This window comes from Stenotrophomonas sp. Ste96, assembly GCF_024519495.1.
GTDB classification, from domain to species: domain Bacteria; phylum Pseudomonadota; class Gammaproteobacteria; order Xanthomonadales; family Xanthomonadaceae; genus Stenotrophomonas; species Stenotrophomonas bentonitica_A.
In genome coordinates, this window is sequence record NZ_JALJRX010000003.1 from 576737 (window position 1) to 587868 (window position 11132).

General features: G+C 64.9%; 10 protein-coding genes. 9 read left to right on the top strand and 1 reads right to left on the bottom strand.

Annotation, left to right across the window (positions count from 1 at the left end; all coding sequences use genetic code 11):
- Positions 1-2 precede the first annotated feature (2 nt).
- From OC373_RS12030 to OC373_RS12060, 7 genes are read left to right on the top strand one after another with little or no spacing between them, the layout of a single operon-like run.
- On the top strand, positions 3-893 hold the full coding sequence (locus OC373_RS12030; RefSeq protein ID WP_099589918.1) for a peptidylprolyl isomerase: 891 nt from the start codon (positions 3-5) through the stop codon (positions 891-893).
- Positions 894-915: 22 nt separating this feature from the next.
- Complete coding sequence (locus tag OC373_RS12035) at positions 916-2247, top strand: nitrate/nitrite transporter (RefSeq protein WP_099589919.1); 1332 nt, start codon at positions 916-918, stop codon at positions 2245-2247.
- A 44-nt stretch (positions 2248-2291) separates the two neighbouring features.
- A complete protein-coding gene (locus tag OC373_RS12040; protein ID WP_099589920.1) occupies positions 2292-3503 on the top strand; it encodes a coproporphyrinogen III oxidase in 1212 nt (403 codons plus the stop codon).
- Positions 3504-3510: 7 nt separating this feature from the next.
- On the top strand, positions 3511-4287 hold the full coding sequence (locus OC373_RS12045; RefSeq protein ID WP_099589921.1) for a helix-turn-helix domain-containing protein: 777 nt from the start codon (positions 3511-3513) through the stop codon (positions 4285-4287).
- Positions 4288-4308: 21 nt separating this feature from the next.
- On the top strand, positions 4309-5049 hold the full coding sequence (gene modA, locus OC373_RS12050) for a molybdate ABC transporter substrate-binding protein (protein WP_099475669.1): 741 nt from the start codon (positions 4309-4311) through the stop codon (positions 5047-5049).
- A gap of 2 nt (positions 5050-5051) precedes the next feature.
- The gene (modB, locus tag OC373_RS12055) at positions 5052-5735 is read left to right on the top strand and encodes a molybdate ABC transporter permease subunit (RefSeq protein WP_099475691.1); all 684 of its coding nucleotides are present in this window, start codon (positions 5052-5054) and stop codon (positions 5733-5735) included.
- Positions 5725-6390, top strand: a complete 666-nt coding sequence (locus OC373_RS12060) for an ATP-binding cassette domain-containing protein (protein WP_099589922.1) — start codon at positions 5725-5727, stop codon at positions 6388-6390. Before modB ends, OC373_RS12060 begins: the two co-directional genes overlap by 11 nt.
- Positions 6391-6405: 15 nt before the next feature.
- Here the strand turns inward: OC373_RS12060 and OC373_RS12065 are convergent, their stop codons facing one another.
- Entirely contained in the window at positions 6406-7614 is a 1209-nt protein-coding gene (locus tag OC373_RS12065) for an NnrS family protein (RefSeq protein WP_236509020.1), read from the bottom strand.
- A 691-nt stretch (positions 7615-8305) separates the two neighbouring features.
- Here OC373_RS12065 and OC373_RS12070 point away from each other — a divergent pair.
- Together OC373_RS12070 and OC373_RS12075 are read left to right on the top strand one after the other, a co-directional pair.
- Entirely contained in the window at positions 8306-9760 is a 1455-nt protein-coding gene (locus tag OC373_RS12070; protein ID WP_157806033.1) for a mechanosensitive ion channel domain-containing protein, read from the top strand.
- 9 nt (positions 9761-9769) lie between these two features.
- Positions 9770-10926 (top strand): IS3 family transposase gene (locus tag OC373_RS12075; protein WP_261997745.1). Its coding sequence is split into 2 segments (ribosomal slippage): positions 9770-10010 and positions 10010-10926, totalling 1158 coding nucleotides; the frame shifts between segments, so codons are not numbered across the junction.
- Positions 10927-11132 lie beyond the last annotated feature (206 nt).

Here is an 11132-nt window from a genome sequence, read left to right on the forward strand (position 1 = left end):
CCATGGGCAGCCTGCCACGCATACTTCCGATCACGGTGATCGACTCGGACAAGTCGGTGCCGGCCGAAGCCGGCCACCATCACGAACAGGATGCGGGAACCCGTGGCCTCGGCCAGCCGGCGCCATGCAGCCTGTACGTACAGGACACGGCAATCAACGAAGCCGATATCGCCCGCGAGATGCAGTTCCATCGGGCGATGCGCCCCGAGCAGTCACGTGCCGATGCGGCACGTGCACTGGTGGTGCGCGAGCTGCTGCGGCTGGAGGCCGAGCGGCTCGGCCTGGCCGATGTACCCGGCGCCGGCCAGGAAACCAGCGAGGAAGCCCGCATCCAGCAGTTGATCGAGCAGACGCTGGAGGACCGCGTTCCCAGCGAGGACGACTGCCAACGCTACTTCGCGCAGAACCCGGAAAAGTTCCGTGCACCCGACCGCATCCGCGTACGCCACATTCTGCTGGCGGCGCCGGCCGACGATATCGCCGGCCGGTTGAAGGCGCGCACCCAGGCCGAGAAGCTGATTGCCGAGCTGCTTGAACAGCCGCATGTGTTTGCCGACCTGGCCGCGCGTCACTCGCAATGCCCATCCAGCAGCGAAGGCGGCGAGCTGGGCTGGTTGCAACGCGGCCAGACCACGCCAGAGTTCGACCGACAGGTGTTCCGCCTGCGCCAAGGGCTGGCGGGCTTCCCGGTGGAATCGCGCTGGGGCTACCACGTAGTGGACGTGGTGGCGGCCGAAACCGGCGAAGCGCTCGGCTTCGAGCAGGTGCGGGCGCAGATCAGTGACTACCTGGAACTACAGGTGCGCCAACGCGACCTGCAGCAGTTCCTGCTTGAGCTGCGCGAGCGCTACCCGGTGCGCGGGCTTGAAGACATCGAAGCACAGGCTGAGTAGAACGTAACCCCCAGGAGTGGCAATGAGCCAGAATCTACAGAACATCAGCAGCGGCGAACAACAACGTGCGCTGTGGTTGAGCACGTTCGCCTTCACCATGTGCTTCGCGGTGTGGATGATTTTCGCCATCATCGGCATCCAGATCAGCAAGCAGCTGGGTCTGAACGACACCCAGTTCGGCCTGCTGATTGCAACCCCGGTGCTGACCGGCTCTGTGATCCGCGTCTTCCTCGGCATCTGGTCCGACCAGTTCGGCGGCCGCAAGGTGATGACCTTGGTGATGTTGTGCGGCGCGGTGGCAACGTGGCTGCTGACCTACGCTGAAACCTATCCGCAGTTCCTGCTGGCGGCGTTGTTTGTCGGCATTGCCGGCGGCAACTTCTCGGTCGGCGTCACTTATGTCTCCAAGTGGTTCCCGCCGGAGAAGCAGGGCACCGCATTGGGCATCTTCGGGGCCGGCAATATCGGCTCGGCAGTGACCAAGCTGCTGGCACCGCTGGTGATGGTGGCGTCCGGTTGGATGATGGTGGCCAAGCTGTGGGCGGTTGGGCTGGCGGTTACCGCGGTGCTGTTCTATCTGTTCAGCAAGGAAGACCCGTCGCTGGAAGAGCGCCGTCGCAGCGGCGTCAAGCCGATGTCCTTCGCCCAGCAGATGGCGCCGCTGAAGAACCTGCAGGTGTGGCGCTTCTCGCTGTACTACTTCTTCGTATTCGGCGGCTTCGTCGCCCTGGCACTGTGGCTGCCGCACTATCTGGTCGGCGCCTACGGCATGGACGTCGCTACAGCGGGCGTGTTGGCCGCGTGCTATTCGATCCCGGCCAGCCTGTTCCGGGTGGTGGGCGGTTGGATGTCCGACCGCATCGGTGCGCGCAGGGTGATGTACTGGACGCTGGGTGTGTCGTCGATTTGCACCTTCATCCTGGCCTATCCGGATACCCGCTACATCGTGCAGGGCATCCATGGCGAGATCAGCTTCCATCTGGCAATCAGCGTGACCTTGTTCACCATGCTGGTGTTCGTGCTCGGCTTCTTCATGTCGCTGGGCAAGGCCGCGGTGTACAAGCACATCCCGGTCTATTACCCGCAGCATGTGGGCTCGGTCGGCGGTGTGGTCGGCATGATCGGTGGCCTCGGCGGCTTCATCCTGCCGATCGTGTTCGGCGCGTTGAACGATGCGCTCGGCATCTGGAGCAGCTGCTTCATGCTGCTGTTCGTGCTGGTCAGCATTTCCCTGGCTTGGATGCACTTCGCCATCCGGCGGATGGAGCGTCGCAACTTCCCGCAGCTGGATCGTGAGACCGACCTGCCTGAAGCCATCGACGCCGCCGCCGCGGAGAAACAGCGCCGGGCTTGATCCAGATCAGTGAAACCCGGCGGTCGCTGCGCGAGGATGCTTGCATGCCAGTAGAGACCGCCGGGATGGATGACGCCACATTGCATGTTGCATTGCTGCAGCAACCCGCGCACGTGTTGTTCCCGGCGCCGGCGGAGCTGAGCCCCGGCTTCGCCGAGGCGGGCTGGCGTGCGGCCATGCAGGCCAGCAACGAGCATCTGATTCCACGTGCGTTGACGCTGGGTTTCTGCGCACCCCCACATGAGCTGGAGCGCGCCGAGAACGTGCTGGACGCGTTGCTGGTGTGCGTGCGCCTGCATGCGAACATGCTGGCCAGCGATCGCGAAGTGGCGGCCATGGTGCTGCAGCCGGGTATCGTCGAGCATCTGCCGCCCGCCCTGCTGGGCCGCCTGTTGGACGCGGTGCCGGAGCAGCTGTGCACCATCGCCCGGCCGCAGGTTGAGGTGCGCCTGGATGCGGCCAGCGATGTCGCACCGGCTGCATTGCGCGAGGTCGGCTGCACGCGGATGACGGTGATCGACCATGCCGGCGTCAATGGCCCGGCGATGCTGGCCCAAGCCCAGCAGACCGGCTTTACCGCGTGTTACTACCAGCTGCGCGTGCCGTGCTACGCCGATGTGTCGTTCCTGCAGCGGCTGCAGCGGGTGCTGGAGCTGGCGCCCGAACGCATCATCCTGCCATCGCCTGCCTTGCTGCCCGAGTACCCGTTGCCAACGGACTGGCTGCAGGCATGGCGGCTGCTGCGTGCAGGCGGCTACCTGCCGCTTGGCGGCGATCACTATCAGCGGCCGGACCTGCCGATGCCGCTGCGCAACGGCGATGGCCAGCGTCATTGCGACCTGCTCGGGGTGCCGCGGCGCGAGCGCCATGACCTGCTCGGCATTGGTGTGGGCGCCTTCAGCCAGATCGGCGATGTCATCTGCCGCATCGAGCCTGAGCCGAGCCATTGGCGCGCCTGCCTGGTGGTTGGGCAGCCAGGAATATCCTCCGGGCTTATTCTTTCCGAGCATGAACGTATGACCGATGAGGTGGTGCAGAGCCTGGCCTGCGACCACGCATTGGACATGCGCGCCTTCGAATGGCGCAACGCGCAGCCATTCGACGCCTGTTTCGAGCACGCGTGGAGCCGCGTCGCCATGTTCATCGAGCGCGGCTGGCTGCGCCGTGACGGCGACATGCTGTTGATCCAGAACGAAGGTGAGCTGCTGTGGCGTATGATCGCAGCGTGCTTCCGCCCCTTGGCCGCTGTTGCTTGAAAACGGAATGACGTCACCTACACCCCCACCGCGCGGCCCCTTGGGAACCGCGACGCCGAATCCAGCCGCTGCCGGCGACGGTGACGCGCTGCATTTCTGCACGACCTGTGCGTTCTCCGATGCCTGCAGTTCGCAGGGCTATGACAAGACGGCGCTGAACGAGCTGCACGTGATGGTCGACCACGTTGGGCCGTACCATGCGGGCGACTACATCTTCCGCGCGGGTGAACCCTTCGATGCAATCGCTGCGGTGCGCGCCGGCATGGTCAAGACCTTCGTCGACGACAGCCTTGGCAACGAGCAGGTGCTGGGCTTTGCCTTGCCTGGCGAAGTTATCGGCCTGAACGCCATCCACGGATCGCGTTATCCCTGCAATGCGGTGGCGTTGGATACCGTGCATCTGTGCCGTATCTCGTTTCCGCGCATCAGCATGCTGGCCAGCCGCATGCCCGGCCTGCAGGCCAAGCTGTTCAGCCTGCTCAGTGCCGAAATCGGCAAGGCGGGGCTGTTGGCGGCCAATTACCGTACCGAGGAGCGCATGGCGGCGTTCCTGCTGGATATCTCCAGCCGCTACGCGCGGCGTGGCTTCTCGGCACACCGCTTCAACCTGACCATGACCCGCACCGAGATCGCCAACTACCTGCGCATGGCGCCGGAAACGGCCAGCCGGGTGTTGCGGCGTTTGAGCGACGAAGAAGTCATCGCGGTGAAGCAGCGCGAGATCATCCTGCTGCAACCGGAACGTCTGGCGTTGATGGCGGCCACCGATGACGCAAGCGAATGATGCCCAACCAAGGATGCATGCATGAACAAGCTGTGGGCGTTGTTGTTGCTGGCCGTCACGCTGCCGGCAAGCGCAGCTGATCTGACGGTCTCCGCGGCTTCCAGCCTGACCGAGAGTTTCCGCGAGATATCCAGCGCATACGAGACGGCCAACCCGGGCACGAAGGTGGACCTGAACTTCGCCGCCTCCGGCACCTTGCTGCAGCAGATCGCACGCGGCGCGCCGGTCGACGTGCTGGCCTCGGCCGACCAGACCACGATGGCACAGGCCAATACCGAAGGCCTGATCGATCCGGCAACCCAGCACGTATTCGCGCAGAACAGCCTGTGGGTGGTGGTGCCGCCGCAGGCCAGCAACAAGCCGACCACGTTGGCGGCGCTGACCAAGGCCGATGTGAAGCGCGTTGCCATCGGCAATCCCGACAGCGTACCGGTTGGGCGCTATGCACGCGGTGCGCTGCAGCAGGCCGGTGTGTGGCCGGTGGTGCAGGCCAAGATGATCAGCACCCAGAACGTGCGCCAGTCACTGGACTATGTGGCACGGGGTGAAGTGGATGCAGGCTTCGTTTACGCCACCGACGCGCAGGCGATGAGCGAGCGCGTGCAGCGCGCCTTTCAGGTGCCGGTTGCCGGTGGTATCGCGTATCCGTTGGCGATGGTGAAGACCAGCCGCAATGCCGCCGAAGCAAAGCGCTTCATCGCCTTCGTGCGCTCGGCGCAGGGCCAGGCCATTCTGCACAGGCACGGCTTCGGTAGTCCTTGATGGTGGATCTGGACTGGAGCGCGCTGTGGTTGTCGTTGAAGGTGGCCGGCTGGGCGACCGCGATCAACCTCGTGCTCGGTGTCGGATTTGGTGCCTTGTTGGCGCGGCGGCGCTTCCCCGGCCGTGAGTTGCTGGACACGATATTCACCCTGCCGATGGTGTTGCCGCCGACGGTGCTGGGCTATTACCTGCTGGTGCTGATCGGCAGCAAGGGCCCGCTTGGTGCATGGCTGGAAGACAGTTTCGGCATCAATCTTGTGTTTACCTGGCAGGCAGCGGTGATCGCGGCTGCGGTGGCCTCGTTTCCGCTGGTGTTCAAGCCGGCGCGTGCGGCCTTCGAGGATGTGGATGGGCAGCTGGAACAGGCCGCGCGCACCTTGGGTGTATCCGAGCTGGCGCTGTTCTTCCGGGTGACCTTGCCGCTGGCATGGCGCGGCATTCTTGCCGGCTTGCTGCTGGCGTTCGCCCGCGCGATGGGCGAGTTCGGCGCCACCATCATGGTCGCCGGCAGCATTCCCGGCCGCACCCAGACCTTGTCCATCGCCATCTACGAGGCGGTGCAGGCCGGCAATGACGGTCGCGCCAACGCCTTGGTGCTGCTGTCCTCGCTGGTCTGCATCAGCGTGCTGCTGCTTGCCGCGCGATTGGTCGGGCGGCGGCAGGAGGGGGCGCGCAATGTGGCTTGAGCTGGATATCCAACGCAAGCTGCAGGCTGCAGGCCAGCACTTCCAGCTGCAGGCGGCCTTGCGTTGCACACAGCGCAATGTGGTGTTGTTCGGCCCGTCTGGTGCGGGAAAAAGTTTGACCTTGAAGGCGGTGGCTGGATTGCTGCGGCCGGACGCCGGTGTGATCCGTATGCACGGGCAAGCGCTGTTCGATGCGGCTGCCGGCATCAATCTGTCACCACAACGGCGCCGCATCGGCTATGTGTTCCAGGACTACGCCTTGTTCCCGCACCTGACGGTGCGGCAGAACGTGGGTTTTGGCCTGCAGCGAGGCCTGTTGAATCCGCCGCGGAGCCGTCGTATCGATGCGGTCGAGCAATGGTTGCAGACGTTCCGCATCGATCACCTCGGTGACCTGCTGCCGTCGCAGATCTCCGGCGGCCAACGTCAGCGCACCGCCTTGGCGCGGGCGCTGGTGACCAAGCCGCAGGCACTGCTGCTGGATGAGCCGTTCGCCGCACTCGACCACGCCCTGCGTGCGCATCTGCGCCAGGAGCTTGAAACGGTGCTGGACCAGACCGGCATCCCGCTGCTGCTGATCAGCCATGATCCGGAGGACGTGGACATGTTCGGCCAGCAGGTGGTGCATCTGGCTGATGGCCGCGTGCAGGCCTGATTCTCCGCGTAACGATTAGTCCGGCTTGCCGTCCGCACGTGGGCGCCAGTAGATCCACCCCAACCGCAGCAACCACGGTGCAAGCACCAGCAGCCAGCCGGCGGCGGCGACGGCATGCCAATGCCAGGGATCATCCAGTAGCGGCGCCAGGATGCGCAGCACTGCAACCAGTTGCAGGCCGAGCAGGGCGACCCATGCGACCACCGGCATCACCAGTGCACGCCCGGAATGGCCTTGGGTCACACGCGTGACCATGGCCACCAACAGGCTGCCGAACAGGCCGATCGCCAAGGCATGTAGTGGCGCGCGTTCCAGCCAGCCGGTATGGCCGGCAAGCGCAGCGATGTCCTGCAGCAGATACAGCAGCATCGCCAGCGGCCACCACGCCAGTCCGTAAAAAAGCACGCTCAACAGCGGCGGCTTGGGTCCGCGCGGCCACCAACGCCACAGCGAGTACAGCGACAACAGCAGCAGGCCCGCATCGGCCAGCAGCGTCGCCAGTGGCTGCTGCAGCTGTTCCCCGGCCAGATGCAGCAGGCACAGTCCCCACAGGATCGCCAACCATTGTGGTGGCCGCCATGCCTGGTAGCCCGGCACCACGTTGCCGGCGAAGAACGGAAACATGCGGTGGGCGACGCTTGCGTAGATCGGCAGCAACAGCCCGAAGGTGCCAAGCGACACGCTCAGTGCCTGCCAGCGGATATCAGCACCTGTGGCAGCGGCGGCGAAACCGAGCAGGCCGATCCAGCCCATCAGCAAGCCGGACCAGCATGACCACGCATGCCAGGTGCGGCCTTTCTCCTGCAACAGCAGGCGGCCGAGTACGACCAGCCCGAATGCCCATCCCAGCGCCGCCAGCAACAGGGCCAACCACATCCCGGGTTGCCAACCGCTGCTGGCGGTCAGCAGCGCGATCTGCGCGCCGAACAGTCCGCTACCAACGCCTGCGTATTGCCACCGCGGCAGTGCCGGCAATCCCATCCAGCGTGGGAATACGGTCAACAGGAAGCCGAAGATGAAACTGGGCAGCACCAGGTACTGCATCCACAGCCCATGCAGCCAGGCCGGCGGCACGGCGGGCACGGGCAGGGGGCTGCCCAGCTGCAAGCCGGCCAGCCAGAGCGCCCACCAAGCCATCGCCAAGCCGAGATTGCAGACACCGATGAAGAACAGCAGCCGGTGTGGCGCATTGAATAGCTGCACGCGGGTCGTGAAAGTTTCCACGCAGCGAGTATCCGCCCCTTCGTCGCCGCCGGGACTGACCAATATCAAGGCCGGCGCCATCAGCAGAAAGCCGCGGCAAGCATCGCCAGATCAATGGCTGGCCGTAGCCCGGGTAAGCGCAGCGCACCCGGGGCGGTTGGTGCGGAGTGGGAGGGACGCCCAGATCCGTCGGCGTGGCGTTCGCACAGGAGTGAGCCACAGCACACATCGCGAGATTGAACGAAAGCCCGTAGCCCGGGTAAGCGCAGCGCACCCGGGGCAGTTGGTGCGGAGTGGGAGGGACGCCCAGATCCGTCGGCGTGGCGCTCACGCAGGAGCGAGCCACAGCACACATCGCGAGATTTAACCAAAGCCGTAGCCCGGGTAAGCGCAGCGCACCCGGGGCGGTTGGCGCGGATACGGATGCCCGGACCGCTCTTCCCGGGTGCGCTGCGCTTACCCGGGCTACGTTGCTGCGGGCGAGTGTGGTGCACCCTGGACGATAGTGGCCAGATCGTGATGGCAGGCAATCCGCCTGCCGCGGTGCGATGATGGAGCACGGGCGTAGCTGGCGTACCCTGCGGCCTGTGGGGGCTGATTGGCGGCGGGTCGACGCAACACGCCAGCGGCAAGTCATCTCTTCTTGCGGGGAAGCAGAAAGATGTTCCGGAGCAGCCTCGAAACAGCACCACTGGCACGCGGGTTCACCTTGATGGCATCGCTGCTGCTTGTGCTGTGCGCCTCGCTGCTGCTTGCACCTGCGCCGCTGCTGGCTGCGACCGAAGAAAGCACCGCCCAGGCGCATGCCCCAGCGACGGTGCGCTATTACAACCGTGACATCCTGACCTTCCGCAGTGCGTTCATGGGGCGCTCGCCCTTGCAGCGGGCGCAGGTTGCCGAATTCAACATCAAGCGCATCGTCGACGAGCCGGGAACGCCCGGCGTCACCTTCAACGATACCGCCGCCGGTGTGATCCTGCTGCTCGGCGGGGAAGTCGTCACCCTCATCACGCCTGCCGATGTGGATACCGCGCAGGGCCAGAGTCTGGCCCAGGTACGCGAGGAGGTGCGCAGCCGGCTTGGCGAGGCGGTCGCCGCCGCCGAGCGCGAGCGTGCGCCGGGACGGGTGCTTCGCGGTGTGCTGCACAGCCTTGTCGCCACCGCACTGGCCGCCGCCTTGGCCTGGGTGATGGCCTGGCTGGCACGTCAGCTGCGGGCGGCGATGCTGGTCTGGGTGGGTAAAAAAGCCGGGACGTTGCGTAGCGTGCCGGTACGGCAGATGCTGCATGGGGCCAATGCGCTGGCCGACTGGTTGTCGCGCGCCTTGCTGCTGGTGGCGGTGCTGGTGCTGGCCGAGGAATGGCTGCGCTATGTATTCCATCAGTTCGACTACACCCAGCCGTGGGCAACGACGATGACGTTGTGGCTCGCTGCCCAGGCCAAAGCCTGGTTGTGGGCGGGGGTGGCGGCCATCCCGGGGCTGGTGACGGCGCTGATCATTTTCCTGCTGGCACGCCTGGCCAGCCAGATCATCGGCATCCTGTTCCGCGGCGTGCAGCATGGGCGTTTCCAGTTGTTCGGCATCGACCGCCAGTTGGCCGAACCCAGCCGCAAACTGATCGTCGCGGGCATCTGGCTGTTTGCGCTGGTGATGGCCTATCCCTATCTGCCCGGCTCGGGCAGTGATGCGTTCAAGGGCCTGACGGTGCTGCTGGGCGTGATGATCTCGCTGGGCGGATCGAGCATCGTCGGCCAGGCGGCGGCGGGCTTCACCCTGCTGTATTCAAGGACGATGTCGGTCGGCGATCTGGTCAAAGTGGCGGAGGTGGAAGGGCAGGTGATACAGATCGGTTTGTTCACCACCCGCATCCGCACCCTTACCGGGGTGGAGGTCAGCCTGCCCAACATGCATGTGCTCAGCGGCAAGCTGCTGAACTATTCGCGTGATCCGCAGGCGGCTGGCATGTGGCTGGAAACCGGCGTGACCATCGGCTATGACACGCCGTGGCGGCAGGTGCATCGGCTGCTGCTGGACGCGGCTGGCAGGACCGGGCATGTGCAGCACGCACCGCCTGCCTACGTGTTGCAGACCGCGCTCAACGACTTCTACGTAGGGGTTCACCCCCGTTTTCACGGACACTTACAAGAAGGCCGATCGAGGCCATGAGGAGTGTTCATGTCAAAGCGTCGCAAGTTCAGTGCCGAGTTCAAGCGTGGTGCAGTGGAACAAGCCAGTCGGCCCGGTGTCAGCTGCGCCCCGGTGGCCCGTGAGCTGGGCATCCGCGACAGTCTGCTGACCCGCTGGAAGCGGGAGGCGGAGACGGTGGGGAAAGCCGCCTTTGCGGGTACCGGGAGCCCGCGTGACGAGGAGGTTACCCGGCTCAAGCGCGAGTTGGCCAGGATCACCAAGGAGCGGGATTTTTTGCGCGAAGCGGCGACGTTCTTTGCCAAGGGATCATCCTGAGGTATCAGGTGATCGAACGTTGCCGCGATGAGTTTCCGGTTCGTCTGATGTGCCGCTGCCTGCGGGTGTCAACCAGCGGCTACTACGACTGGAGCAAACGACTGTCCAGCCCTCGTCAATGCGATAACGAGCGCTTGCTGGGCCGTATCCATGCGCTGCATCAGGACAGCCGGGGCACGCTGGGTGCCGGCCGCATGCAGGAGGATCTGGTCGAGGAAGGGTTGATGGCCAGTCGGAACCGGGTTGCCCGGCTGATGGCGGTAGCCGGCCTTCCGGGCTGGCCACGCCCGAAACGGCGTGGTCAGCGCGCCCAACCGGCACTGACGCCGCCGGGCGTGCGCAAGCTGCTGGAGCGTGATTTCAGCGCCCTGGAGCCGGAAACCAAGTGGGTGACCGACATCACCGAGATCAAGACCCAGCAGGCCAAGCTGTATCTGTGCGTCGTGCTGGACCTGTTTGATCAGCGCATTGTGGGTTGGTCCATGCACCACCGGCAGGACCGGCAGATGGTGATCAGGGCCGTGCAGATGGCGGTTTGGCAGCGTCAGGAGCAGCATCCGCTGATCCTGCACTCCGACCGCGGCAGTCAATTTCGTAGCGGGGATTACCAGGATTACCTGGCCGCCAATGGCCTGCTCTGCTCGATGAGTGCGGTGGGGCATTGTGGCGACAATGCCGCCTGCGAGGGGTTCTTTGGTCTGCTCAAACGCGAGCGGATCTATCGCACAACGTATCCAACACTCGATGCCGCCCGGTCCGATGTGTTCGAATACATCGAGCGCCGCCACAACCCCAGGATGCGACGGCGCCGGGTCAAGCAGGATCAGAAGTTTTCAGCCTTTTCCAAACAGTCCGTGATTTCGGGGTAGAACCCCATTTCAATCCGACGCCGCTTCGCGGCGCGGCTTAATTCCGGCGTTGCCAATGTCCGCTCCTGGCCGAAAGCCGCCATCGAAGGGGTAGGGGATTAGCGCCGGTTATCGGGGGTAACAGGGCGGCTGCCAAGTGAAATGGAGCTTTAGCTTTGGCAGACACGCGACCTACTTTGCGCCTTCCCCCTGTAGACGGCACCGAC